At 59.7% G+C, this 25951-nt stretch carries 24 protein-coding genes; 12 read left to right on the top strand and 12 right to left on the bottom strand.

Annotation, left to right across the window (positions count from 1 at the left end; all coding sequences use genetic code 11):
• Positions 1–68: 68 nt before the first annotated feature.
• Complete coding sequence (locus FHK95_RS17190) at positions 69–971, bottom strand: LysR family transcriptional regulator (protein WP_150305872.1); 903 nt, start codon at positions 969–971, stop codon at positions 69–71.
• Positions 972–1074: 103 nt separating this feature from the next.
• On the opposite strand from FHK95_RS17190, the gene FHK95_RS17185 reads away from it, so the two are divergent.
• From FHK95_RS17185 to FHK95_RS17170, 4 genes are all read left to right on the top strand, one after another.
• Entirely contained in the window at positions 1075–1902 is an 828-nt protein-coding gene (locus tag FHK95_RS17185) for a DODA-type extradiol aromatic ring-opening family dioxygenase (protein WP_206668611.1), read from the top strand.
• A gap of 27 nt (positions 1903–1929) precedes the next feature.
• Positions 1930–2724 carry an SDR family NAD(P)-dependent oxidoreductase gene (locus FHK95_RS17180; protein WP_150305871.1) on the top strand — a complete coding sequence of 265 codons (795 nt, stop codon included), beginning with the start codon at positions 1930–1932 and terminating at the stop codon, positions 2722–2724.
• Between the two features lie 60 nt (positions 2725–2784).
• The gene (locus FHK95_RS17175; RefSeq protein ID WP_150305870.1) at positions 2785–3306 is read left to right on the top strand and encodes a cytochrome b; all 522 of its coding nucleotides are present in this window, start codon (positions 2785–2787) and stop codon (positions 3304–3306) included.
• A gap of 148 nt (positions 3307–3454) precedes the next feature.
• Complete coding sequence (locus tag FHK95_RS17170) at positions 3455–4744, top strand: DUF2254 domain-containing protein (RefSeq protein ID WP_178114832.1); 1290 nt, start codon at positions 3455–3457, stop codon at positions 4742–4744.
• A gap of 56 nt (positions 4745–4800) precedes the next feature.
• On the opposite strand, the gene FHK95_RS17165 is transcribed toward FHK95_RS17170, so the two are convergent.
• From FHK95_RS17165 to FHK95_RS17155, 3 genes are all read right to left on the bottom strand, one after another.
• A complete protein-coding gene (locus tag FHK95_RS17165; protein WP_150305869.1) occupies positions 4801–7983 on the bottom strand; it encodes an efflux RND transporter permease subunit in 3183 nt (1060 codons plus the stop codon).
• The gene (locus FHK95_RS17160) at positions 7983–9068 is read right to left on the bottom strand and encodes an efflux RND transporter periplasmic adaptor subunit (protein ID WP_150305868.1); all 1086 of its coding nucleotides are present in this window, start codon (positions 9066–9068) and stop codon (positions 7983–7985) included. Before FHK95_RS17160 ends, FHK95_RS17165 begins: the two co-directional genes overlap by 1 nt.
• 345 nt (positions 9069–9413) lie before the next feature.
• On the bottom strand, positions 9414–10280 hold the full coding sequence (locus tag FHK95_RS17155) for a YicC/YloC family endoribonuclease (protein ID WP_150305867.1): 867 nt from the start codon (positions 10278–10280) through the stop codon (positions 9414–9416).
• Between the two features lie 144 nt (positions 10281–10424).
• On the opposite strand from FHK95_RS17155, the gene rph reads away from it, so the two are divergent.
• Both rph and FHK95_RS17145 read left to right on the top strand, forming a co-directional pair.
• A complete protein-coding gene (rph, locus tag FHK95_RS17150; RefSeq protein ID WP_150305866.1) occupies positions 10425–11144 on the top strand; it encodes a ribonuclease PH in 720 nt (239 codons plus the stop codon).
• A 260-nt stretch (positions 11145–11404) separates the two neighbouring features.
• On the top strand, positions 11405–11779 hold the full coding sequence (locus FHK95_RS17145) for a DUF4870 domain-containing protein (RefSeq protein ID WP_150305865.1): 375 nt from the start codon (positions 11405–11407) through the stop codon (positions 11777–11779).
• Positions 11780–11840: 61 nt separating this feature from the next.
• Here FHK95_RS17145 and FHK95_RS17140 read toward each other — a convergent pair whose 3' ends face one another.
• Complete coding sequence (locus FHK95_RS17140; RefSeq protein ID WP_150305864.1) at positions 11841–12620, bottom strand: exodeoxyribonuclease III; 780 nt, start codon at positions 12618–12620, stop codon at positions 11841–11843.
• 71 nt (positions 12621–12691) lie between these two features.
• On the opposite strand from FHK95_RS17140, the gene pyrE reads away from it, so the two are divergent.
• Positions 12692–13348, top strand: coding sequence for an orotate phosphoribosyltransferase (gene pyrE, locus FHK95_RS17135; RefSeq protein ID WP_150305863.1), 657 nt, complete (start codon positions 12692–12694; stop codon positions 13346–13348).
• A 33-nt stretch (positions 13349–13381) separates the two neighbouring features.
• The gene (locus FHK95_RS17130; RefSeq protein ID WP_150305862.1) at positions 13382–13969 is read left to right on the top strand and encodes a DUF4124 domain-containing protein; all 588 of its coding nucleotides are present in this window, start codon (positions 13382–13384) and stop codon (positions 13967–13969) included.
• 29 nt (positions 13970–13998) lie between these two features.
• On the opposite strand, the gene FHK95_RS17125 is transcribed toward FHK95_RS17130, so the two are convergent.
• From FHK95_RS17125 to coaBC, 5 genes are read right to left on the bottom strand one after another with little or no spacing between them, the layout of a single operon-like run.
• On the bottom strand, positions 13999–14445 hold the full coding sequence (locus FHK95_RS17125; protein WP_150305861.1) for an acyl-CoA thioesterase: 447 nt from the start codon (positions 14443–14445) through the stop codon (positions 13999–14001).
• Positions 14445–15350 (bottom strand): acetylglutamate kinase, encoded by a 906-nt coding sequence (gene argB / locus FHK95_RS17120; protein WP_150305860.1) that lies wholly within the window; start codon positions 15348–15350, stop codon positions 14445–14447. Before argB ends, FHK95_RS17125 begins: the two co-directional genes overlap by 1 nt.
• A 20-nt stretch (positions 15351–15370) precedes the next feature.
• Entirely contained in the window at positions 15371–17914 is a 2544-nt protein-coding gene (locus tag FHK95_RS20380) for a phosphomannomutase/phosphoglucomutase (RefSeq protein ID WP_150305859.1), read from the bottom strand.
• Positions 17915–17945: 31 nt separating this feature from the next.
• Positions 17946–18401 carry a dUTP diphosphatase gene (gene dut, locus FHK95_RS17110; protein WP_150305858.1) on the bottom strand — a complete coding sequence of 152 codons (456 nt, stop codon included), beginning with the start codon at positions 18399–18401 and terminating at the stop codon, positions 17946–17948.
• Positions 18402–18410: 9 nt separating this feature from the next.
• A complete protein-coding gene (gene coaBC, locus FHK95_RS17105; RefSeq protein ID WP_150305857.1) occupies positions 18411–19625 on the bottom strand; it encodes a bifunctional phosphopantothenoylcysteine decarboxylase/phosphopantothenate--cysteine ligase CoaBC in 1215 nt (404 codons plus the stop codon).
• A gap of 212 nt (positions 19626–19837) precedes the next feature.
• On the opposite strand from coaBC, the gene radC reads away from it, so the two are divergent.
• From radC to rpmG, 3 genes are all read left to right on the top strand, one after another.
• On the top strand, positions 19838–20512 hold the full coding sequence (gene radC / locus FHK95_RS17100) for a RadC family protein (protein ID WP_150305856.1): 675 nt from the start codon (positions 19838–19840) through the stop codon (positions 20510–20512).
• Positions 20513–20694: 182 nt separating this feature from the next.
• Complete coding sequence (gene rpmB, locus FHK95_RS17095; RefSeq protein ID WP_150305855.1) at positions 20695–20931, top strand: 50S ribosomal protein L28; 237 nt, start codon at positions 20695–20697, stop codon at positions 20929–20931.
• Positions 20932–20942: 11 nt separating this feature from the next.
• The gene (rpmG, locus tag FHK95_RS17090) at positions 20943–21098 is read left to right on the top strand and encodes a 50S ribosomal protein L33 (RefSeq protein WP_150305854.1); all 156 of its coding nucleotides are present in this window, start codon (positions 20943–20945) and stop codon (positions 21096–21098) included.
• A gap of 91 nt (positions 21099–21189) precedes the next feature.
• Here rpmG and FHK95_RS17085 read toward each other — a convergent pair whose 3' ends face one another.
• A complete protein-coding gene (locus FHK95_RS17085; protein WP_150305853.1) occupies positions 21190–22080 on the bottom strand; it encodes a peptidoglycan DD-metalloendopeptidase family protein in 891 nt (296 codons plus the stop codon).
• A gap of 187 nt (positions 22081–22267) precedes the next feature.
• The gene (desA, locus tag FHK95_RS17080; RefSeq protein WP_150305852.1) at positions 22268–23455 is read right to left on the bottom strand and encodes a delta-9 fatty acid desaturase DesA; all 1188 of its coding nucleotides are present in this window, start codon (positions 23453–23455) and stop codon (positions 22268–22270) included.
• A 150-nt stretch (positions 23456–23605) separates the two neighbouring features.
• Between desA and FHK95_RS17075 the strand changes: the two genes are divergently transcribed.
• The gene (locus FHK95_RS17075) at positions 23606–25909 is read left to right on the top strand and encodes a putative bifunctional diguanylate cyclase/phosphodiesterase (RefSeq protein ID WP_150305851.1); all 2304 of its coding nucleotides are present in this window, start codon (positions 23606–23608) and stop codon (positions 25907–25909) included.
• Positions 25910–25951: the final 42 nt, after the last annotated feature.

The raw sequence follows: 25951 nt of genomic DNA, 5'->3' as shown, positions 1-25951 counted from the left end.
GACCCGACGGGGAGCGTCGAATGTCCGTTGTCAGGTCGCGGCGGCTATTCAGAGCTATTCAGAGCTATTCAGGGCGATGAGAGGGCGAATTGTTCCGCCAGATAGTCGATCATTACCCGGACCTTGGCTGGCGGTCGACGATCGGGTGGATAGAGAACATGAATCCCACCCAGCGCAATCACCGGCTTATCCAGCTCCAGTGCGAGCAGCTCGCCGCTATCCAGCGCCGCGCCGACAATAAAATGCGGCTGGTAAACGATTCCCTGTCCGCCGACGGCGGCTGCCAGCAGCGCATCGCCATTGTTGGCTAGCAGGTTCCCGTTGATGGGCACGCGTATTTCTCCTTTGCTGCCGAACGCCCAGGTTTTGCTGTCCTGCATGGCCGACAGGGTATAACTCAGGCAGTTGTGCTGGGCCAGTTCGGCCACGCGGCGCGGTACACCCCTTCGCGCCAGATAGCCTGGCGCAGCGCATACCACCATGGCGCTGTCGCCCAATTGCCGCGCCTGTAGTGGGCTGTCGGTGAGACGACCGATCCGTACGGCCAGGTCCCAGCCGCCGGTAATCAGGTCAAGCTGCGCATCGCTGAGGCCCAGCTCCACTTTTACTTCCGGATGCCGGTGACTGAATTCGGGAATCAGCGGGGCGACAAAGCGCGCACCAAAGGACAACGGCACGTTCAGTCGCAGCAGACCACTTGCCTTGGTACGCAATGAGGCGGCTTCGGCTTCCGCTTCTTCAATGTCCGGCAGAATACGCTGGCAGGCATCCAGATAGGTGCTACCGGCCTCGGTGAGGCTGAGCCGTCGCGTGCTGCGGTGGAAGAGTTTGACGCCAAGCCGCGCCTCAAGTGCGTCAACATGCTTGGTCGCCATGGCGGGCGACATGCTCAGGTGGCGCGCCGCCGCTGACAGGCTGCCTGCGCTGACGGCCCGCACGAAAACCCGCATCCCGGTAATCCGATCCAGCATTTCATTTCCTACTATCAGTAATAGGTGTTAACGCATCTTAGCTGGTTCTCTAGCTGTGGTTGGCACCTCATACTCTATCCATGCTTTATATGAGGGCTTTGACATGAACGACAATAACCACGCTGCTGAGACCGGGCGGATGCCGGTGTTCTTTATTCCCCATGGCGCGGGGCCGTGTTTCTTCATGGATTGGAGTCCGGCGAACACCTGGGTACGGATGGAGGCGTTTCTCAAGGGGCTGGCAGATACCTTGCCGGCCGGGCCGACAGCCATTGTGCTGGTCTCTGCGCACTGGCTTGAGCCGCAGTTCAGCGTCACCGGGCACGCCCGTCCGCCGCTGATCTTCGATTACCACGGCTTCCCACAACATACCTATGAATTGACCTATCCGGCGCCGGGCAATCCCGAACTGGCCGAACGGGTCGCGCAGTTACTTCAACAGCATGGCGGCGAGGCGCGTATAGACAGCGAGCGCGGTTTTGATCACGGCGTGTTCATTCCATTGAAACTGATGTTTCCCCGCGCCGAGATCCCGATCGTGCAGCTATCGCTGCGCCGTGATCTCGATCCGGCAGCCCATCTGGAAGCCGGCCGGGCACTGGCAGCATTGCGCGATGAAGGGGTGCTAATCATCGGCAGCGGTATGAGCTTTCACAACATGCCGGGTTATGGCGATCCACGCTTTTCAGCAATATCGGCCGAGTTCGACGACTGGCTGAGTACAGCGGTGGAAAGCCCGCCGGCCGAACGCGCCTCTCTGCTGGAGGCCTGGACCCAGGCGCCCAATGCCCGGCTCTGCCATCCGCCGGGCGGCGAAGAGCACCTGCTCCCGCTAATGGTAACTGCCGGTGCAGCGGCGCAATCAGTCGGTCGTCGGATCTATTCAGAACAAGTCATGCAAACCACTATTTCAGCGTACCGGTTCGGTTGAACCCGGCTGGCGCTACAGGAGCTTTCAATGATCATTGATCTTTCGGGTAAAACCGCAGTGATAACCGGCTCGACCGGCGGCATCGGCCTGGCGATTGCCACAGGCCTGGCCAATGCAGGTGCCAGCGTCGTCATCGTTGGCCGCGAGCAAGCGCGGATCGATACTGCCCTGGCGCATCTGCGTGAGACCACCGGCCGGAATGACGCGGCGGGCGTGGAGTGTGATCCAGGCACCGCCCAGGGCTGCGAGGCACTGATCGCGGCCTTCCCGGACGCGGACATTCTTATCAATAATCTGGGTATCTATGGTGCGCAGGACTTTTTTGATATCGATGATGCGCTATGGGAGCAGTACTTCGAGGTCAATGTGCTCAGCGGCGTGCGCCTGGCGCGTCATTACGCCAAGGGCATGCGGGATCAGGGCTGGGGTCGCATTCAGTTCATTTCCAGCGAGTCAGCATTGAACATTCCCACCGAGATGGTCCATTACGGTGTCAGCAAGGCTGCGTTACAGGGGCTTTCGCGCGGTCTGGCCAAGGTGCTGGCAGGCACCGGGGTAACCGTTAATACCGTCCTGCCCGGGCCAACCCGAACTGAAGGCGCGATTAAAATGATGGCCGATCTTGCCGCCGAGCGTGGCGTCTCGGCGCAGGAGATGGAAAGCCTGTTTCTGAAGGAAAATCGACCCTCCACGCTGTTGCGTCGCTTTGCCAGCCCTGAAGAAGTGGCCAACCTCTGCGTTTACGCCGCCTCGCCGCAGGCCAGCGCTACCACGGGTGCTGCGCTGCGCGTGGAAGGCGGTATCGTTGAAAGCATTATGTAGAGCAGAATAAGCAGGTATCTTGTTATAACAAATCGTGAAAATAGATGGCAGGAGCAGTACATGACAATCAACACCAAAGAACGCTACGGCAAAATCACCCGTGGCTTCCACTGGCTAATGGCGTTTCTTATCGGCTGGCAGTTGTTGAAGCTTGGCGACCGCATAGCTGAAGGAGAGCACTGGATTGGCGAGACGCTGGTGCCGTGGCATGTTTCCATTGGCGTTCTGTTGTTTGTGCTGATTGCACTGCGCATCATCTGGGCGCTAACGCAGCGCAACAACCGGCCTGAGCAGGATCCGAAGACCGCGATGCTGGTCAAGGGCGGACACTTTCTGTTGTACGCGGCCATGCTGTTGATGCCACTGACAGGCGTTATGGTGATGCTGGGCAATGGCTATGGATTGACGGCTTTCGGTGTTCAGTTGGCAGCCAAAGGCGATGAGATCCCCTGGGCCGCTGCGGTGGGCAGTCTGCATTCCCCGCTGGCCTGGATCCTGCTGGTCATGGTGATCGGGCACATCGGTATCGCCCTGTTGCACCACTTCGTCAAGCGCGACGGCGTATTGCAGCGCATGGTGTAGTCAGACGGGTCCCGGCTTGCCGCCGGGGCCACCTCATCAGGGACTTTAGCGAGTCGAGCCTTCCCTCAGGGACACTATTGGCGTATCGCTGGTCAATAGATGGCGTTATACATGCACTGTAACGACCGGTTTCTGGCGGAGAGTACGAATGATATCGAAGTGGCAATGGGTACTGAGTCAGATTGGCCGCATGCTGTGGGTTCGGGCTTCGTTGTTCGCGCTGCTGGGCATTGGCTCGGCGCTGCTTGCCACCATGTCGGACAAGTTCTGGCCGGGTGAGGCGCCGATCGACATTGGCGCTGATGCGGTCAGCGATATCCTGAATATTCTTGCCTCCAGCATGCTCGCGGTCACCACCTTCTCACTCACCGTGATGGTATCTGCCTACGGCACGGCAACCTCCAATATCACGCCCCGCGCCACCCGGTTGCTGATGCAGGACACCACAACGCACAACGTGCTGGGCACCTTCCTGGGTTCATTCCTGTTCAGTCTGGTTGGCATTATCGCGCTGCATACCGAGATCTACGGGGAACGAGGCAGGATGATCCTGTTCGCCTTCACGCTGCTGGTCATCGTCATCATCGCTGCGACCATGTTGCGCTGGATCGACCATCTGACCCATTTCGGCCGCATGGCGGACACCATCGCCCGGGTGGAGGAGGTGATTCGCAAGGCGCTGGGTACGCGGATTGACAACCCGGGCATCGGTGCTCAGGCACTCTACGACCCGGAAAAGGAAATCCCCCGTTCAGCCCTGCCGGTGTATCCGGGCTCTACCGGCTATATAGGACATATCGATATCGGTGAGCTGTCGACCTGGGCGCAGGACAATGATGCCCATGTGTACCTGGTCAGCACCACCGGCTCCTTCGTGAATCCGCTGGGGCCGATGGCCTGGGTCGCCTGCCAGGCGAGTGACCTGCCGGACAGTATCTGCGAAGCCTTTACCATCGGTCCCGAGCGATCCTTCGATCAGGATCCGCGGTTTGGTCTGGTGGTGATGGCGGAGATCGCCTCGCGAGCCCTCTCGCCTGGGATCAATGATCCGGGCACGGCAATAGATGTGCTCGGCCGCGTGGTCAGGCTGTTCTCCCACTGGAACGACGACCCGGCCATCGGGCCCATGGGGACGATGGCGCATGCGCGGGTCCATGTGCCGCCGATGCAGCTGGACGATTTGTTTGATGACATCTTCACGCCTATTGCGCGCGATGGGGCCGCACTGATCGAGGTACAGGTGCGCCTGCAGAAATCATTGAAAACCCTCTCCGAGCGCGGCGGATTGTTCGCCGTCAGCGCCGCGAAATACTCAACCCTGGCGCTCAAACGCGCCGAGCTGGCGATGAATATGGAAGAGGACAAGGAGCAGTTGCGTAAGCTTTCGAGTGAAGTGGTGCAAATGGCAAAGTCAGTGCAGGAGGAACCACGCCTCTGAGAGCCCTGGATTGTCATATACGGCACACCGGCATGTGTGCGCCTTGAACGATCCGGCTACTCGACAGACATTGCAGATTGTGATGCATGACCGCGCTTCTTCGCTGAGCATTCCAGCACCAGGATGGTCAGCGCTGGCAGAAAGGTGACTGTCACTACCGCCGCGCCGAACAACCCGAACAGCACAATGGCCCCAACGCCGCGATAAAGCTCTGTACCCTCACCTGGCAAAAACACCAGGGGTGATAGGCCGCACAGCGTCGTAAGGGTGGTCATGGCAATAGGCCGCAGGCGTGTCTGCACAGCGGCCACGACGGCCTCCACTACGGATATGCCTGGTTGCTGCAGATTCTGTCGCGCCTGGTCTACCACCAGAATCGGATTGTTGACCACCGTGCCCATTAAAATCAGGAAGCCAAGCATGGTGATCATGTCGAAGGGCTGCCTCAGCGGCTCAAGGCCCGCCAGGGGCAGGAGCCCCCCGACAAGATTCATCAACGCCAGACCGACGATGCCACCGGCTACCCCCAGCGGGATGGCGGTCAGAATCAACAGCGGGAAACCCCAGTGGGCAAATATGGCCACCAGCATCAGGTAGACGATGGCAATGGCGATCAGGAAGTTGCCGGTCAGCGCGTCCCGGGTGGCGTTGAGCTGGTCGCTGGCGCCGGAGATGTCCACATTCACCGAAGCGGGCAGCTCGCCGCTTGTGCGCATGGCGTCTAACAAGTCCGTCCTGACCCGTTCTACACCGGCTTCCAGGGGTACGTTCGCAGGCGGGATGATGTTCAGCGTTACAGTGCGCCGACCATCCACCCGCCTGACCGTGCTGGTGTCCACGGTCTCCTCAATGTCAGCCAGGCTTGCCAGCGGCAATGCCTGACCAGTGGCGGTATAGATCTGCACATCGGCCAGCTGGTCCAGCTGTGGATCACGTCCCTGGTTGCCGTAGAGGTAGATGTCGATTTTCTCGTCATCGAGGAAGAAATCGTCCACATAGGCGCCTTCCGTCGCCGCAGCAACCGTGAAGCCAATAGTGTCTGCACCCAGGCCAAGCTCCGCGGCACGGTCCCAGTGCGGACGGATCTGAATGAGCGGTTGGGCAAGCTTCAGGGTGGACGGCTGGCTCTGGATTCTGGGATTGTCGAAGATCTCGCCAGCGCGCTGGTAGGCTGCGTTGGCGGCCTGATACACCGGTCCCAGTTCCCCACCGGAGATGTCGAGATTGATGCTCCGTGTGCCGCCGTCATTGCTGGAGATAATCGAGCCTTTGGTGGCGAAGGCGCGCATTCCGGGAAATTGTCGGTAAAACCGGGTGAGTTCGTCCATCAGCGGAGTGATATGGCGGGGATTGAGTGTTTCGGCAATAACCCGTACCTGCGCGTTGGTCACCTGCATATTCAGATAGGCCAGCGGCGGCACCCGGGTTTCCCCGGCTGCATAGGCCTGGCCATCTGCATCCACGTGGGGGAGGAAATGGTCTTCCACCTGCTGGGCGAGGCTCTGCATTTCGGTGAGGTTGTAGCCAGGCGGGGCGGTCATGGAGGCGAACGTCTTGGGCTCTTCCCCTTCCGGCAAATACTCCGCGGGCGGTGTCAGTACCAGAATGATCCATAAGCTGGCTGCCACGGTGACGCCAACTACTGTTATCCGGCGCAGGGGGCTGGCCACCAACCAGCTCACTCCGGACATGACGACCGAGGACCAGCGACTGCCGGTTTCGTTGCCGTATTGGTCAGTGGCAACCTGTGGGCGACCAAAGTCGAGCCGGGCGCACAAGGTGGGGATCACGGTTACCGCCACCAGCATCGAGGCCACGATGGCAGCGGAGATGGCGATAGCTACATCGGAATACAGCTGACCTGCTTCTTCTTTGATAAACAGGATGGGCAAAAAGACCAGAACGGTCGTGGCGGTGGACGCCAGCACCGCAGGCCAGACTTCCGTCACACCGGTGATCGCGGATTGCAGTCGATCCAGGCCGAGGCGCCGATGCCGCTCGATGTTTTCGAGCACCACAATACTGTTATCAACGGTCATGCCAATGGCGAAGGCAACGCCCGCAAGGGAAATGACGTTTACCGTACGACCGGCCAGCAACAAGCCAATGAACGCTGCGATGGCGCACAGGGGTATCCCCACCACGCCGGCAAAGGTCGCGGGTACCGAGCTCAGGAACAGGTACATCACCAGGGTGGCAAAGATGGCCCCGATACCCAGGTTGGTCCACACATTGGCCACTGACGCCTCGACGTAGCGGGCATCGTCCGAGGTCAGCTCCAGACGCATGCCGGCGGGGTTGAGTACCTCACTGTTGATGGCCGCGACCTCGTCGAGCATGGCGCGCTTGATATCGATGACATTGGAGCCGCTTTCACGCCGAACCTGTAAGCCGATGCCGCGCTGGCCATTGATGATGGACAGTTCCCGGATGCGGGAGCGGCCCTGACTTACCTCGGCAACATCTCCCAGGCGAGTCACGCTGTCGCCCCGGCGGGCAATCACCAGATCCGCCAATGCTTGCACATCATCAAAGCGACCCACGGTTCGCAGCAGGTAGCGGCGCTTGCCGGCGTCGATCTCGCCACCGGAGGTGTCGCTGTTACGCGCGGTTATCGCGTCCCGTACATCGGTCAGGCCCAGCCCGCGTTGCGCCAGTGCAGCTTCCTCGACGGTCACCTGAATCTGCCGGTCAGCACCCCCGCCGACGGTCACCTCGGAGACGCCGGACACGCTTTCCATCCGGGGGCGCACCCTGTCTTCAATAAAATCGCGCATCAGTTCGATATCCAGCTCTCGCGGGTTGCCGTCCAGGGTGGATACGCGGAAATACATGAAGGCATTGGCAGAGAACGAGGCAGCGACGATGCGCGGTTCGTCGACATTGTTGGGGTAGTTGGGCACCTGACTCAGGGCATTGTTGATCTGAATCAGGGTCTCGGTAATGTCGACCCCAAAAGGGAACTCCAGCTCGATCTCGGAAGAGCCACTGGAGGCGGTAGCGGTCATCCGGCTCAGATTCGGCACGTTACGCAGGAAGCGCTCCTGCTCGATCAGAATTTCCTTTTCGATATCCTGAGGCGTCGCTCCGGCCCAGCTGGTCTCGACAGTAACCGTGCGCACCTCAACGTCAGGAATCATCTGTACCGGGATGCGCAGGGCCGCCGCGGTGCCCAGGATCGCCATTATGAGGGCGATAACGGCAACCAGCGTGCCGTGTCTGATGATGCCGGCAAACATCAGTTGTCCTCGCCTTGCTCTTTGGCCAGGCTCACCTGAACGTTCTGACTGAGGGACTCGTTGCCGCGGGTAACGATCTGCTCGTCACCCTGCAGCCCCTGTGTGACCTCGATCTGGCCCTGGAAGGCCGTGCCCAGCTCGATGCGTTTCTCGGACACGGTGAATAGGCCTGGCTCGTCCTGCGGCTGTGCAATCCAGACGGTGATCCGACCCTCCGGATAGCGGTTAACGGCATCTCTGGGGACCGTCAGACCCTGCTTGCCGGTAGCCATGCGCAGGGTCGCCTGCACGGCCATCCCCGGTAACAGGTTCGCCCCGGAGGGGGCGGCCGCGCGCAGCAGGAAGGTGCGGGCAACGGAGTCGGACACCGGGACCAGGGTTTCAATGGTCACCTCCCGGCTCTCACCCAGATGCGTTAGCCACAGGCTGGTGCGCTCGTTTATCCGGGGGTAGTGCGCCTGCGGTACCTGGAAATCCAGCCGCAGGTTATCGGTGTCCACCAGCCGCAGCAGCTCATCGCCGGGCGTCACCCACTCACCCAGATCGCGAAGACGCTGGCTGACCACGCCGTCGAAGGGAGCCTCAATGGTGTGCCGCCGAAGGCTCACCTTGCGTGCTCGGCTTTCTGCCTCCAGCCGCTTCAGTGTCGCTTCTGCAGCGGCTGCAACGCTTTCCCGGGCGCTGATCTCGGTAGCGGCTATGTTCCGTCCCGCCCCCACAGAGCGAGCCTCAGCCGCGCGGCGGCGAGCTTCTGTCAGCGCAACCCGGCTTTCGTCGGCTGCGGCTTCTGCCTGCTCCAGCTGCAGCGCTGCGAGTTCGTCGTCGAGTCTCATCAGCAGGTCTCCAGCGGCGACCCGGGTGCCAGGTTCTACAGCAACCTGATCGAGCAAGCCGGCGACCGAGGTAGACAAACCCGAAGACCGCATGGGATTCACGGTGCCATTGAGCGGCACCTCGGCAATGATGTCCGTCTTGCTTACCCGCTCAAGTCGAACCTCCGGACGATTCTGTGCAAGCGCGCCGATGCACAAGCCTGATAAAAGAAGTGCCAGGAGAAGATGCCTTGCTACAGAGAACTGATTCAAATGCACTCCTCCCTGGCGGGTAATAGGCTATGTCCAAAACGTGTATCAACTCATACTAAGTGAATACACATGTCGAGAACATGTGGCATGTTTTTCGTGAGATGACGTGGCTATGGCTGATTGGCGCTAAATCAAGTATGCGTCTGAATCGGCTCAGGCCCCGATCCATTCAAAGTGATGGTTAGCGCATGTAGGGCGGCGCAGACCGGTTGGTCTGCTGTTCGATGGAGTGAGCAGCGGATCTGACAGCCTGCTCGAGCCGCCGTGAGGCAGGCGAAGATTTGCCCACAGTCTGGATCGAGCGACTCAAGTCAGCTGGCGCAATCACATAACGCTGCCTCGGCGTTATTCGATATTCTGCACCTGCTCGCGCATCTGCTCGATATATACCTTCAGATCCACCGCGGCCTGGGTGCTGCGGCTGTCGATGGCCTTGGAGCCGAGAGTGTTGGCTTCGCGGTTGAATTCCTGCATCAGAAAGTCCAGCCGACGGCCCATGGCAGCATTACCTGAGAGCACGCGGCGGGTTTCGTTGACGTGGGTGTCGAGGCGGTCGAGCTCTTCGGCCACATCTATTTTTTGCGCTAACAGCACCAGCTCCTGTTCAACGCGGGTGTTGTCCAGGTCCAGACTGGCTTCGGCGAAGCGGTCGACCAGCTTCTGGCGGTGCGCGGTCAGCATCTCGGGCATCATTTCGCGCAGTACCACAATGCGTTCAGTGATTGCAGTCAGGCGTGCTTCAAGCATGATTTTCAGTTCCGCACCCTCGCGGGCCCGTTGTGCGCGCAGCTCGGCGAGTGCCTGGTCGAATAGCTCGCGAGCCTGCTTTGACAGTGCCGCCTGATCATGTTCGGCGCTTCCCATTACGCCGGGCCAGGCCAGCACTTCCAGCGGATTGACCGGGGCCGGGTCGTCCAGTTTGCGGCTTATCTGGCGGGTCGCTTCAATCAGTTGCTCAATCAGCGGCTGATTGAGCGTCAGTCCCCGGTTGCCATCCGCGACAGGGTGAAAGCGCAGCGTGCATTCGACTTTGCCGCGGGCGAGGGATTTGCGCAGCCGCTCGCGCAGAGGGCCTTCCAGTTCGCGAAACGACTCAGGCAGACGCAAACTGATTTCCAGGTAGCGATGATTTACCGAGCGCATTTCCCAGGACAGATTGCCCTGCTCGCTGTTGAGCTCGCAGCGTGAGAAAGCAGTCATGCTGTACACCATCGTTGGCCTCTTTAGTCCGTTGAGTTGCTGTGAAATCTCCTCGATTGTAACCCCTGGTCCGCAGCGGGAGTACCGGCGCTGTCATGCCAACCTCCCGGTCCGTATAATCCATCGCACATTTAATGCTGTACAAGGATTCGAACCATGAAACGACCCAGCAGCCGTGAAGCCGATCAGATGCGTCAGGTAACCCTGACCCGCCAATACACCAAACACGCCGAGGGCTCGGTACTGGTGGAGTTCGGCGACACCAAGGTGATCTGTACGGCCAGTGTCGAGTCCGGCGTGCCGCGATTCCTGCGCGGCTCGGGACAGGGTTGGATTACCGCCGAGTACGGCATGCTGCCGCGCGCCACGGGCGAGCGGATGCAGCGTGAAGCCAGCAAGGGCAAGCAGGGCGGGCGAACGCTGGAAATTCAGCGGCTGATCGGCCGGTCGCTGCGTGCAGCGGTCGATCTGCACAGCCTCGGCGAGAACACCATTTACTTCGATTGTGATGTGATCCAGGCCGATGGTGGTACGCGAACGGCTTCGATTACCGGTGCCTGCGTAGCGCTGGTCGATGCGTTGCGGTTAATGAAAAAGCGCGGTGCGATCAAGAAGCTCCCGACAGTGCAGATGATCGCTGCTATTTCGGTGGGGATGTACAAGGGTGAGCCGGTGCTGGATCTCGACTACCTTGAGGATTCCTCGGCCGACACCGACCTGAACGTGGTGATGACGGACAAGGGCGGATTCATCGAAGTGCAGGGTACTGCCGAAGCCGCACCGTTCAGCCCGGAAGATCTCAACGCCATGCTGGCGCTGGCGAAAAAAGGGGTGGATGAGCTGTTCAGCATGCAATTGGCTGCATTGCAGGACTGATCGCAAGCGCTTATAGCTAAGGTCGGCTCCGCCCTGGCGGTGTCTGTCAGGGCTTATCGGAGATCTGTTGCTGGCAGATTGTGGCGCAGGTCTCGGTAGGCCGAACAGGCATTCAGTCCGCCGTGACTCAATGCTATGCTGGCCGAGGCAAGGCTGGCGCAGACGACTTGTTGAACATCCTGGTGGCGCTACTGAGCTGCCCCGGACAGAGAACTGTTCCAGTGGCCGGTATCATCCTCATTGGACAGGAGCGTCGCCGTATGAACGAAGACATGCAAAACCCCCTCGAAATCACCCCCAGTCCCGAAGCGCGGAAGTGGGCCATGGCGGCGCACTTAGCGGGGTTTCTCGGTTGCATCATTCCCTTTGGCAGTCTGATCGGACCGCTGCTGGTATGGCAGTTGAAGAAGGATCAGGCACCGTTCATTGACGACCAGGGCAAGGAGGCGCTGAATTTTCAGATCAGTGTTGCGCTGGCCGGGCTGGTGTCTGTGTTGCTGATGGTAGTGGTGATTGGCTTTCTGCTGATCTGGGTGGTGATCATTGCTGCGGTCGTGTTGATGATCATCGCTGCCATCAAGGCGAATGAAGGTCAGGCGTATCGCTATCCGTTCTGCTGGCGGGTGATCAAGTAATCAGCACGCTTCAAGCCGTCGAACACGGCTTGAAGCGTCCAGCGCGAGCTACCAACAAGTTTCAGATAGACAGAGTCCAGTCGTATTCGATGATCACCGGCGCATGCTCGGAGAAACGCACTTTGCGCGGGATCTGGGCGTTCTTCACGAAGCGGCGCAGGCCGGGCGTGAGGATCTGATAATCGAAGCGCAGGCCGAGGTTCAGATCCTGAGCCTGTTCGCTGTCGGGCCACCAGCTGTACAGTTCTGATTCGCGGGTTACCTCGCGCAGCGCATCGACGTATCCCAGATTACCGAATATCTCATCCATCCAGGCCCGCTCGGGCGCCATGAAGCCAGGCTGTTCCTGACAGTCGCGCCAGTTCTTCACGTCCAGCTTAAGGTGCGCGGTATGTAGCGAGCCGCAATAGATGAACTCGCGCCGCTTGCGCCGCTGCTTGTTCAGGTAGCCGGTGAAGTCATTCATGAACTTGAATTTCTGATTCAGGTCGGCGTCGCCATTACGGCCCGATGGCAGCAGCAGGGAAGCGATACTGACCTTGTCAAAGTCAGCCTGAATGAAGCGGCCATAGCGGTCCGCCAATTCGAAGCCCAGACCCATGATGATGGCTTTGGGCGCGGTCTTGGTATAAATAGCGACACCGCCCTGACTCGGCACTTCTGCTTCGAAGCAGTACTGCCAATAGCCGTCCAGCCAGTAGGCATCCTGCTCCAGTTCAGGGGCGGTGACGCGAATGTCCTGAAGACAAATAACATCTGCATCCTGTGTGCGAAGCCAGTCAAACAAGCCTCTGGCCGCTGCGGCCTCGACGCCGTTCACATTCAGACTGATAATTCGCATACATGGCTCCGTCAAATTCGTGCGTGTATGATAACTGAGCTTGCAGGATTTTTGTTAACGACGAGGGTGAGATGCACGAATATCAACGAGAGTTCATTCGCTTTGCGCTGGATCGAGACGTGCTGCGGTTTGGAGATTTTACCCTCAAGTCCGGCCGTAAGAGCCCTTATTTCTTCAATGCTGGACTATTTAATGATGGCACTGCGCTGGCCAGGCTCGGGCGCTATTATGCCCAGGCGTTCGTGCATAGTGACCTGGATGACGTCGATATCATCTTCGGACCCGCTTACAAAGGCATTCCGCTGGCGGCGGTGACGGCTGTCTCGCTGGCTGAAAGTTTTGATCGCAATCTGCCATACTGTTTTAATCGCAAAGAGGCAAAGGATCATGGCGAGGGCGGCAGCCTGGTTGGCGCGCCGCTCCAGGGTCGGGTATTGATCATCGATGATGTGATCACGGCCGGCACCGCGATCAGGGAAGTGATGCAGATAATCAAGGACGCCGGGGCGACACCAGCGGCTGTGATGATCGCGTTGGACCGCCAGGAGCGGGGGCAAGGCGAGCTGTCTGCCATCCAGGAAGTCGAGCGGGATTTTGGCGTTCCGGTGATGAGTATTGTGTCCCTTACCCAGGTACTTGGTTTTCTGAAGGAAGACGAGACGCTTCGCCACCACCTGCCTGCGGTTGAGGCATACCGGGCGAAGTACGGCATTCAGCAAGGCATTTGAGCCGGAACCGGGCTCAGGGACGGAGTGGCGGTGATGCGACGGATATGTTTGTGGATAGGCTTGGGTGCGGTGTCTGTGACGCCGAGCATCGTGCAGGCAGAGCTGTATCGTTATATGGATGATCGGGGTATCACCGTACTCGACAGCCGGGTGCCCCCTGAGTACATCACCAACGGCTACGAGGTGCTGGATGCTCAGGGCCGCGTCCGCGAGATCATTCCTGCGTCACCTACCCAGACTGAACTCCAGGCCATGCGTCACGCCCGCACTGAGCAGGAGCGCCAGCGCGTAGCCGATTCCACGCTGTTGCGACTATATAGCAACGTCAAGGATCTGGATCGCGCGCACGCCCGCCAGATTGCCCAGATCGATAATCAGATCGCCACCGCTGAAAGTGAAATCGACGTCGTGCAGACGCAACGCGAAGAGCTGCAACGCCGGGCGGCGGGTCAGGAGCGCGCGGGTCGCCAGGTGGAGCCACAGGTTCTTGACCAGTTGGCAGACCTGGATGAAGAGTCGGCCCGTCTACAGCGCTTGATTGAACTCAAGCGCGAAGAGACCAAAGAGGTTGATCGTGCCTTTGCTGCCCAGCGCGAGCGTCTGGCGCAACTGACACGTTAATGGCGCCGGGATGATTCCCGGCGGTCACGCTAGTTTGTCGACGCATCCTGCGGCGGCATTTTCTCGAACGCTTTGACGGCGGCCCTGAACGCCTCCGGGATGGGCTCAGGTCGTCGGCTTTGCTGATCGGCATGAACGTAGATCAGCTCGCCGGTGGTCAGCAGCTCCTCATCCCGATAGATCCCGATCACAAATTGCATGCTTGAATTACCCAGCCGGGCGATCCGCACATGCACGTCCAGCAGGTCGTCATACAACGCTGGGGCGTGGTACTCCAGCACAGTGCGCACCGCAAAGAAGTCACTGCCCTGCGCGCCGATCACGCCCGCCGTCGTTTGTTTCAGCGCACGGAAATACTCCGTGGTACCGATGTCTGCATAAGTCAGATAGTGGCCGTTGAATACAACGCTCTGCATATCGGCCTCAGCCCAGCGCACCCGCAGCTGGGTGCTGAGGGGGAAATCGTCGCGCTGCATCACAGCAGGTGCGGTTGGTTGGTGATCAAGGTGCCGACCCCGGTATTGGTAAAAATCTCCAGCAGTACGGCGTTGGGAACGCGGCCATCGACGATGATCGCGCTGCCGGCACCGCCTTGCACGGCGTCCAGGGCGCAACGGATTTTTGGCAACATGCCGCCGTAGATAGTGCCATCCTCGATCAATGCGTCGACCTGGGCGGTCGTCAGCCCGGTCAACACCTTGCCCTGCTTATCCATCAGACCGGCGATGTTGGTCAGCAGCAGGAGTTTCTCGGCCTTTAGCGCCTCGGCCACCTTGCCCGCGACCAGATCGGCGTTGATGTTGTAGGAGGCACCGTCATCGCCAACGCCGATGGGCGCAATCACCGGAATGTAATCATCGGAGACCAGGCGGTTGATCAGCCGGGTATTGATCTCGACGACCTCTCCAACCTGGCCGATGTCGATGATCTCGGGCTTGTCCATGCCCGGGGTACGCCGCGATACCTTCAGCTTGCGTGCGCGAATGAGGCCCGCGTCCTTGCCGGTCAGGCCGATGGCGGCGCCGCCGTGGCGGTTGATCAGATTGACGATATCCTTGTTGACCTGGCCGCCGAGCACCATCTCCACCACGTCCATCGTCTGGTTATCGGTGACGCGCATGCCTTCAATGAATTCGCTCTGGATATTCAGCCGGGCCAGCAGGTCAGCGATCTGCGGCCCACCGCCATGTACCACGACCGGGTTGATACCGACCGTCTTCATCAGCACGATGTCGCGGGCGAAGCTGTTTTTCAGCTCCTCGCTTTCCATGGCATTTCCGCCGTACTTGATGACTATCGTCTTGCCGGTGAAGCGCTGAATATAGGGCAGAGCTTCGGTCAGTACCCGGGAAACCTGGGCGGCAGCGTCACGACTCAACATGTTTATGGTTCTCTCTTGGTTCAGAATGGCAGCTCCAGATCAGGGGCTACAGCGGCCAACTGATCGCGGAATAATTGTTGGACAAGCTCCAGGTCTTCCTGTTTGTCCGCTTCAAAGCGCAGGGTCAGCATGGGCGTGGTGTTCGACGCGCGGACCAGACCCCAACCGTGCGGATAATCAACGCGAAGGCCATCCAGCGCGGTCAGTTTGCCCTGACCCCAATCGGCCTGCTCGAGCAGCGCCTGAATGATCTCGAATTTACGTTGTTCGCCGACGCGGACGTTAAGCTCCGGTGTGCTCAGGCCGGTTGGATAGCGCGCCATCAGTTCGGCGCTGGTGAGATTGTCGGGCTGCACGGAGAGGATTTCCAGCAGCCGACATGCGCTATACAGGCCATCGTCAAAACCGTACCAGCGTTCCTGGAAGAAGATGTGGCCGCTCATTTCGCCGCCGAGCAGGGCACCGACTTCCTTCATCTTCGCCTTGATCAACGAGTGTCCGGACTTCCACATTACGGGCCGCCCGCCAAGCTTGCTGATCAAGGCTGGCAGACGCCGGGTACATTTCACGTCGAACACGACATCAGCGCCGGGATTGCGCACGACGACGTCCTCGGCCATCAACATCAGCAGGCGATCGGGATGGATCAGCTCGCCATCACTGGTGACCACGCCCAGCCGATCGGCATCGCCATCGAAGGCTATGCCGATATCGGCCTTGTGCTGGCGCACCGCAGCGATCAGGTCCGCCACGTTCTCCATCTTGCTCGGATCAGGATGATGGTTGGGAAACTTGCCGTCCACGGTGCAGAACAGTGGAATCACTGTGCAGCCGAGCTCTTCCAGCAAGGACTGGGCGATGACCCCGGCCACGCCATTACCGCAGTCCACTACGACCTTGAGCGGGCGAGCGAGCGCGACATCTTCGACGATGCGTTGCTGGTAGGTCGGCAGCAGGTCGCGTTGTTCGCGAGTACCGTCGCCGGCACTGAGATCATTTTGCTCGATGCGGGTGTGTAACGCTTTGATGCGTTCTTCGGAGAGCGTCTGGCCGTCGATGACGATTTTCAGTCCGTTGTATTCGGCGGGGTTGTGACTGCCGGTCAATACCACACCGGAGGAGGCGTCCAGCGTATGAGTGGTGAAGTACACCACCGGGGTTGGCACCATGCCCAGATCGATGACATGGCAACCACTGTCCATCAGGCCCCTGATCAGTTTTTCAGACAGGGTCGGGCCGGACAGTCTGCCGTCCCGGCCGACGGCGATTTGAGACTGCCCGCACGCCAGGTTCTCGCTGCCGATTGCCCGGCCGATCCAGTACACATTGTCTTCAGTCAGCGTCTGCCCGACTACGCCGCGAATGTCATAGGCGCGGAATATTTCCGCAGGCACGACGGGGATAGCGCTCTGCGCAGGTGCGTCACCGGCCATATCGAAGGGGTCTTCCTCATCGAAAATATCGATATCAAGGATATCCTCTTCGTCGAGTATCGGCGTGGCATGGGCGACGGCCGGTGAGCGGACCGCAACAGCCGCAACGGGCGCAGCAGCAAGAGCCGGCTCCATGGTTGTCTGTCGCTCGCGTGCCGGGCTGACGCCTGGCGTCTGTCCGTTGCGTTGCGCCTGCTGCATGATCGCCTGTGCGACGGGCTCAAGCACGCCCAGACGCAGTCCTGCTACCTTGTGTCCCTTGGTGAGCTGGGTCAGGACCTCGGCGTCCGCCTGGATGCTTGCGCACCATTGGCGCTGTAACCACAGCAATCCGGCGAGCAGTCCGGCCAGTGCAAGCAGTGTCGCGCCGAGCAGCAACAACGGATTGATCATGCCGGACGACAGTGCACTGCCAGCGCGGAATTCGAGGCGCCAGGCTGGGTTGCTGGTGGGCAGGACCAGGGCTGGACCGTGGCCCTCGCCGCGCTGGTAGAGGATCTGTTCCGGCGCGTCGGGGAATTGCTGGATCAAGGTGATGCGGCCGCTATCTGGTGGCAGGGGCGGGAGGCTGCCCACTAAACGCTGCATGTCGAAGACGGCGATGACCGATCCGCCAATCGGTGCGTTGGCTGTCACGCGCAGAGGCTGCGCTGCGTACAGACGCCATTCGGTGCCGACTTTATGCGCTTCGGCGGGAACCGGCATGTTGCGCTCGGCGCGGCGGATCATGTCCAGCGCGGCGAAGCTCAAGGGGGCCACGTCGCTCTGAATGTTGACGGCGGTACCGGGCAGATGGCTGTAGATCGCCAGGGCATCGGCGTATACATGGCGCAACGAACGGGTCAGGGCAGGGCTGCCGCCACTGTTCAGGGCGACCTGCATTTGCGGGTTGCTCGCCAGCGTCGTCAGGTCAGCATCCAGACGGTTCAACGCGCTATTCAGCGCCCCGGCCTGTTGGCTGGCATAGGCCGCTGCCATATCCTGCGAATAGCGTTGGTTGCCCTCGCCAAACAGTGTGAACCAGATCAGTAACGCGGCAGCGCCCAGCCCGGCCAGAGCCATCAGCAAGGGAACAAGAGTGCCCGGCAATGCCTGGGATCGCGGCCCCGGTGACGCCTTGGTAAGTTTCATCCGTATCGCCTCCTTGCTCAGATGGACGTGCTCAATGGCTGCCCGTGTGGCCGAAACCACCCGCGCCGCGAGCACTGTTGTCGAATTCCTCGACGACTTCCAGGCTGGCTTGCAGCACCGGTACCAGCACCAGCTGGGCAATGCGTTCGCCAGGTTCGATAGTGAATGCCTGCTGGCTGCGATTCCAGCAGGACACCATCAGCTGTCCCTGGTAATCGGAGTCGATCAAGCCAACCAGGTTACCCAGCACGATGCCGTGTTTATGACCCAGACCTGAGCGTGGCAATATCATCGCAGCCAATCCCTGATCGGCAATATGGATTGCCAGTCCGGTGGGCAGCAGTTGTGTCTGTCCGGGCTCCAGTACCAGAGGCTCATGCAGCAGCGCACGCAGATCGAGGCCGGCTGAGCCGTCTGTGGCGTAGTGAGGCAGCGGCCACTGCTGGCCAAGTCGGGGGTCGAGTATCTTTGCTTGCAGCGCGTGCATCCTTAATCCTCAGGCAGTCGGTGGGGTGAGCCGGCCGGCAATAAAGGCAATGATCTGCCGAGCCAGTTTCTGCTTGCTGGCGTGGGGCAGCGGGTGGTGTTGAAGCGTGCGGTCTATCAACGTCACGGCGTTATCATCACTATTAAACCCGATGCCTGGCACACTGACATCATTTGCGACGATAAGGTCCAGATTTTTTCGCTGCAGTTTGTCTTCGGCGTAGGCATTGACGTCATTGGTTTCTGCAGCGAATCCCACACACCATGGTCGTTGCGGGTGATTGGCGAGTGCAGCGAGAATATCGGGATTGCGTACCAGCGACAGGGTCATGCCATCTGACGTGCCAGGGTCCTTCTTCAGCTTGCTCTCGGCGCGCTCGGCCGGACGGTAGTCAGCGACGGCAGCCGAAGCGATAAACAGGTCCGCCGGCAGAGCGCCCTGACAGGCATTGAGCATCTCCTCCGCGCTGACGACGTCCACCCGCTGAACGCGCGGCGGCGTCGGCAGATTCACCGGACCTGCCACCAGCGTGACGCGGGCACCCGCTTCGGCAGCGGCAGCGGCCAGGGCGAAGCCCATCTTGCCGGAGCTGTGGTTGGATATGTAGCGCACCGGATCGATCGCTTCACGGGTCGGGCCTGCATTGATCAGCACGTGGCGGCCGCTCAAGGCGCCGTATTCGAAGCATTCCGCCGCGCAGGCAGCGATATCGGTCGGCTCCAGCATGCGTCCCGGGCCAATATCACCACAGGCCTGCTCGCCTGCCGCCGGGCCGAATACCTTGATGCCGCGCGCCAGCAGCGTGGACAGGTTGGCCTGGGTGGCCGGGTCGCGCCACATGGCCTGATTCATTGCCGGCGCGATGGCGATCGGCGCATCGGTAGCCAGGATCAGCGTCGTCAGTAGATCGTCACCGCGGCCCTGGGCCAGGCGCGCCATGAGATCGGCCGTCGTCGGGGCGATCAGCACCATGTCTGCCCAGCGCGCCAGCTCAATGTGTCCCATTGCAGCCTCTGCAGCCGGGTCGAGCAGGTCCCCATGTACCGGGTGACCGGAGAGCGCCTGCAGTGTCAGCGGTGTGATGAACTCCCGCGCCGCGTTGGTCATGACTACGCGCACCTCGGCACCGGCGTCACGCAGCCGTCTGACCAGTTCGGCGCTCTTGTACGCGGCGATTCCGCCACTGACGCCGAGCACTACCTGTTTGTTGAACAAACGCTGCATTGTCTACCTCTTACACGGCTCGCTTTGGAAGCGTCGGAAGCACTGGGGTTTCGCGGTTTTTCTCATAAACGAGAAGCCCGTCAAATGCTGGCTAAGATACCACAGCGCTTGGCCCGCAGCATGCTCGACCTGTGGCCCGCAGGCTGCCTATACTCGAGCTCCCTATGGGTGCGAACAGGAAGTACGCCCCGTCCCTCGCAAGGAGCACCTGCATGGCTATAACCGACTGGCCTCTGGCCGAACGGCCGCGTGAAAAACTCTTGAGTCAGGGCGCCGCCGCCTTGTCGGATGCCGAGCTGCTGGCGATTTTTCTGCGCACCGGCATTCCGGGACGCAGCGCGGTCGATCTCGCTCGTGACCTGTTGAGCGGCTTCGGCAGTCTGCGTGCACTCCTGCAAGCCGATCTGAAGCTGTTCTGTGGTCACGCGGGCCTCGGCCCGGCCAAATTCGTACAGCTGCAGGCTGTCATGGAGATGGGCCGCAGACACTTATATGAAGAGATGCAACGCGGCGATGCCCTGACATCCCCCGGCTCGGTGCGTCGCTATCTGAAAAGCCAGCTGCTTGGATTGCCGCATGAGGTCTTCGCCTGTCTGTTTCTGGATAACCAGCACCGGGTCATTGCGTTCGAGGAGCTGTTTCGCGGCACCCTGGACAGCGCCAGCGTGTACCCCCGGGAGGTCGTCAAGCGGGCGTTGGCGCATAACGCCGCAGCGCTGATCCTCACGCACAACCATCCGTCGGGGGTTTCCGAGCCGAGTCAGGCGGACCTGATGCTGACGCGGCGGTTGAAAGAATCTCTGGCGCTGGTGGATATACGGGTGCTGGATCATCTGGTGGTGGGGGATGGGGAGCCGGTTTCCTTTGCGGAGCGTGGCTTGCTTTAATGAAAAAACATTGCCTGAAGGGGCTCAGTTTGGTATAAAGCTCCGCTCTTCTCGGGGCTGTGCCCGCATTGTCGTATTCAGGCAGCGCAGGATCGCACCATTTCATTGCCCCGGCTGGACAACAGATTTTTTTATGGCTTCCAACCAGTTCGGGTTGGGCAAGTGGTTGGAGAGGGTTAATCATGTCTCGAGTATGTCAAGTAACCGGCAAACGCCCGGTTACTGGGAACAATGTTTCCCACGCTAACAACAGAAGCAAGCGTCGTTTTCTGCCTAACCTGCAGCACCATAGGTTTTGGGTTGAGTCGGAGAAGCGTTTTGTACGCGTGCGCACTTCCACCAAGGGTATGCGGATTATCGACAAGCGCGGCATCGACGTCGTGTTGTCTGAAATGCGCGCCCGTGGCGAAAAAATCTAAGGAGCACTTCCATGCGTGAGTTGATTCGTTTGGTGTCTTCCGCCGGTACTGGTCACTTCTACACTACCGACAAGAACAAGCGTACTACGCCTGACAAGATCGAAATCAAGAAATTCGATCCGGTCGTTCGCAAGCACGTGAGCTACAAGGAAGCCAAGATCCGATAAGATCTTTGCTTTCCAACAAAAAACCCGCCATGTGCGGGTTTTTTGTTGTCCGGATTATGCTGCCCTGGGCGCGGCAAGGCGGGTTGGATGGTTATTCACCGCCAATAGCGAAGTTCGGCAGTTCACTGATCGGTTGCGCGAACTCGAATGGGATCGAGACGGTATCCATGCCGATGTTGCGCTGGACCACGAAATGCAGGTGCGGCCCGGTGCTGTTGCCGGTATTGCCCGAGCGAGCCAGTGGCGTGCCAGTACGCACGCGATCTCCGGCCTTGACGCGCACGGACCCGCGCTGAAGATGCAAGTAAACGCTCATGGTACCGTCATCGTGCAACAGTCGGACGAAGTTGCCGGCCGGGTTGTTGCCGCGGCCGCTCTGGTTGTTGTCCACATTTACCACCAGCCCGGGTCGGGCCGCGAGAATGGGCGTTCCCTCGGGCATGGCAATATCGATGGCGTAACGGCCCTTGGGGCCGGTGTGGCTGAATTTCCCGCCAGGGCCCTGAGTGACCCTGAACGGCCCTCCGCTCCAGGGTAGCGGGTACTGGGTGACAGTTGGCTCGGAGCGGGGATCGCCGATGGCGTAGCGAAGCCGTGGTGTATAGCTCGGCGTCTTGCCGGCATCCGGAACGAGCGTCAGCAGGCGAATGCTGTCACGAGGCGGCAGTACCCAGCGAAGGGGTTTGTCCGGCACACCCGATACATTGCGCGGGTTCTCGACGCTCAATTCGATCTCGACCGGAGCGTGTAGCTCGTTATTGACGATCAGGGTCTCACCGCCCGCGTGTTTACGTGTGGTGACGTACACCTTCTGTTCGATGTTCTCGACCATGGCGTCCTGGAAAACCAGTTCGCGGGCACCCGACACCTTCTGATCGGTATAGGTGACGACGCCGTTCTGATCGGTGAACTTGTAAATGGTCGAGGCGAGCAGAGCCGGGGTGACGAGGAGTAGGCCCAGGCCGCAAATCAGGGTTCGCATCCGTTGCTACCATTATTGTCAGGGTATGTTGATCGGCAAGCATAAACCGAAGGCAGTGCCTTGGCGACCCGCACGTTCGGGTTAGCGGACGGCCAACACAGAATTCATTTCCCGCGCTGCTCGGCGAGCATGAAAAACGCACCGGGACAGGGAGTCCGGGTGCGCTTTTGAGCGGCGTCTGATGCCGTTAACGGGCTGGGGCCGGCTGCAACGAATAGGTCCGCAGCGAGGCAGCAAACTCCTGCAGCGCCTGGATGCGGCTGGCTTCTGCCTGGGCACACCATTCGCGAAGTGCCTGCAGCATGTCATGCCCGTTGGCACTGGTCCGCGTCCAGATCTGCTGCAGCGCCAGCCGCTTCTCGTAGGTCACCTTGAGCACCTGACTGTGCGCCAGCATGGTCTGGATGCGCGCTTCATGCTCAGGCTGGAGCAGACTCGGCTCCCGACTCAACAACCGCTTGCCGCGGCTGAACAGGTGCCGGATCGAATGATCGACCCGCTGTAGCTCCTGCTGCATCAGCGGCTTGATCACCAATTTGCGGTACTGCGCCATAATCTGGAACCGGTTGTTGAGGATCGCCATGGCGGTATCCATGTCCAGTGTCTGCTTGCCTTCGACCTGATGGGCGATCGGAGCGGTACGCCGCACCTTGGCCAGTCCAAGCATGCTGAACACTCTGATCCACATCCAGCCCATATCGAACTCCCACTTCTTTACTGACAGCTTCGCTGAGTTGGGATAGGTGTGGTGATTGTTGTGCAGTTCTTCGCCGCCAATCAGGATGCCCCAGGGCAGGATATTGGTCGCGGCGTCCTTGCATTCAAAGTTGCGGTATCCGAACGCATGCCCGAGGCCGTTGACCACGCCAGCGGCAAACACCGGTATCCACATCATCTGGACGGCCCAGACAGTCAGGCCGATAACGCCAAACAGCGCCAGGTCGATCAAGAGCATGAGGCTCACCCCGGCAATGGGGAAACGTTTATAGAGGTTGCGCTCTATCCAGTCGTCCGGACAGTTCTTGCCATAAATGCGCAGGGTTTCCTCGTTCTTGGCCTCTTCCATGTAGAGCTCGGCGCCCTTGCGTAGCACCGTGGTCAAGCCTTTGTGCACAGGGCTATGTGGATCATCAGGGGTTTCGCATTTGGCGTGGTGCTTGCGGTGGATCGCGGTCCACTCGCGGGTATTCATGGCCGTGGTCATCCACAGCCAGAATCGGAAAAAATGCTTGAGTGCCGGGTGCAGCTCGAGGGAGCGGTGCGCCGAATACCGATGCAGGTAGACGGTGACGCTGACGATGGTGATATGCGTCAGCACCAATATGATGGCCAGGACTTGCCAAGGAGAAGGATCTAGAAAACCGTTGTACCACATAGCAGATTGGACCTCTGACAAAAATTGGGACAGGGACATTGTCCCCGACTGCTGCTTTCAAGTATGTCGGAATGTCGCACGCATTGCATGACCGCAAGTCGTCAAGCAGCTAAGATGCCGCCTGATATTGCAAGAGAATAATTCAGACCTATGAGCCCTAGCCGAAGCGCGTTTCGCGTAGCTGTGCTGTATTCGACGGTGGCCATGCTGTGGATCCTGTTCAGTGATTATCTGGTAACAACTCTTGGCCCGGAGACCTGGGCTGCGCAGGGGATCCATACCTTCAAGGGCATCCTCTTCGTTCTGGTGACCGCGACACTGGTGTTTTTCGCCTCGCGCGGACAATTGAACTGCCGGGCCAAGCAGCAACGGCTGTTGCGGTCAAGTCAGGAGCGTCTGGATCTGGCGATGGCGGGTTCCAATGACGGTGTGTGGGACTGGGATATTGGCGCCGGTAGTGTGTATTTCTCCGACCGCTGTCTGGAAATCATTGGCTACCCGCCGACAGCGGATGTCGATCTGGGCGTCATCTGGCTTGAAAGAGTACACCCTGATGATCTTGTTGCCACACGGCAGGCGATTCGTGCGCATTTTCGCGGAACCACCGATCGTTTCGACAATAATCATCGTATCTTGACGCTGGATGGCGATTACGCCTGGGTTCATGCCCGTGGCAGGGCAATCCGCGACGAGCAGCACAAGGCCGTTCGGCTGGTAGGGATCGTGCGAGATGTCACGGAGCAGAAGTTGAACGACGAACGCCTGCAACAAGCGGCGGTGGTCATCCAGAGCACCACCGAAGGGGTGGTGATCACTGATCACGAGAACCGCATCGTCAGTGTCAATCCAGCCTTTTGCAGCATCACCGGCTACGACCCTCAATCGGTGATCGGCCAGACGCCGTCATTCCTGAAATCCGGCTGGCATCCCGAACAGTTCTACAGCGACCTGTGGGGCCAATTGAAGTCGACCGGCAGCTGGCAAGGCGAAATCTGGAATCGCAGGCGCGACGGTGAGATCTATCCGCAGTGGCAAACCATCAACGCGGTGTACGATGAGGAAGGTGAGCTCTCGCATTATGTCGCGGTATTTGCCGATATCTCCCAGATCAAGCGCTCGCAGGAAGAGATAGACTTCCTCGCGCACCACGACCCGCTGACCCGATTGCCCAATCGCCTCCTGATGATTGAACGCCTGGGTAATGCCCTGGCCCGCGCCAAGCGTAACAACAGACGGTTGGGATTGGTCTTTGTCGATATTGACCGGTTCAAGGCGATCAATGACAGCATGGGTCACAGTGCCGGGGATGAACTGCTGCGCGCCGCGGCTGGGCGGATTTCGGAGCTGTGCCGTGAACAGGATACGCTGGCACGGTTAAGTGGGGACGAGTTCATCATGCTGGTCGAGGATCTGGCCGAAGCGGCGGACCTCACGCCCTTTGCTCTGCGTATCCAGCGGGCATTTGACCAGCCGTTCGACATCAGCGAACGGACATTGCACCTGAGCTGTAGCCTGGGCATGAGCGTTTATCCGGATGACGGCGAAGACAGCGCCGAGCTGTTGAAAAACGCGGACACCGCGGTAACCCTGGCCAAAAAGAACGGCCGCAATACCTACGCCTTTTACACTCAGGCGCTCACTGAATATGCCCGCCGGCAGATGACCCTGGAATCTGATCTGCACAAGGCTATCCGTGAACGGGAATTGCGCGTGTATTTTCAGCCACAGAAAGACCTGGTTAGCAAACGGATCGTCGGCATGGAGGCGCTGGTGCGCTGGGACCATCCTGTGTTGGGGATCATTCCGCCGATTGATTTCCTGCCCGCCGCGCAACATGCCGGACTGATGTCAGCGGTGGATGAGTACGTTTTGCGTATCGCCTGCGCACAGATGCGCAGCTGGCTGGACAGTGGCTTTGCGCTGCAGACCATGGCGGTGAACATGTCCGGATACTGGCTGCAGCGCGGCGAGGTCATCGCTGCCGTGCAAGCGGTACTGAAAGAGTCAGGCTTGCCGGCGCATTATCTTGAACTTGAAGTCACCGAAGACGAGATCATGGGGCAGGGCGAGAAAAGTGGCTCGGTGCTGAATGCGCTGCGTAACATCGGCGTCAAGCTGGCGATTGATGACTTCGGCACAGGGTATTCCTCGCTCCTGCGTCTCAAGAGTCTGCCGGTCACCAAACTCAAGATCGACCGCGGTTTCACCATGGATTTGCCTGGCGATACCAACGACAGCGCCATCGCTCGCGCGATCATTGCTCTGGGCAAGAGTTTGCAGCTGACCATCACGGCCGAAGGGGTCGAGACCCTGGAGCAGGAGCGTCTGCTCTGCGATCTTGGGTGCGACTATGGTCAGGGTTATCTGTACAGCAAACCCGTTCCGGCCGAGCAGTTGGAAGCTTTGTTACGTACATCCTTTCCTGACCACGATAAGCCTGCCAGCGCACTCTAGCGTTAGGATAATCTCGGTATGCCAACACTGAACGCAAGCGGT

Source organism: Pseudomonas saliphila (assembly GCF_008638345.1).
In the GTDB taxonomy this organism is placed as follows: domain Bacteria; phylum Pseudomonadota; class Gammaproteobacteria; order Pseudomonadales; family Pseudomonadaceae; genus Halopseudomonas; species Halopseudomonas saliphila.
Note: the sequence above shows the minus strand (reverse complement) of the source record. Positions and strands in the feature narration are given on the sequence as shown.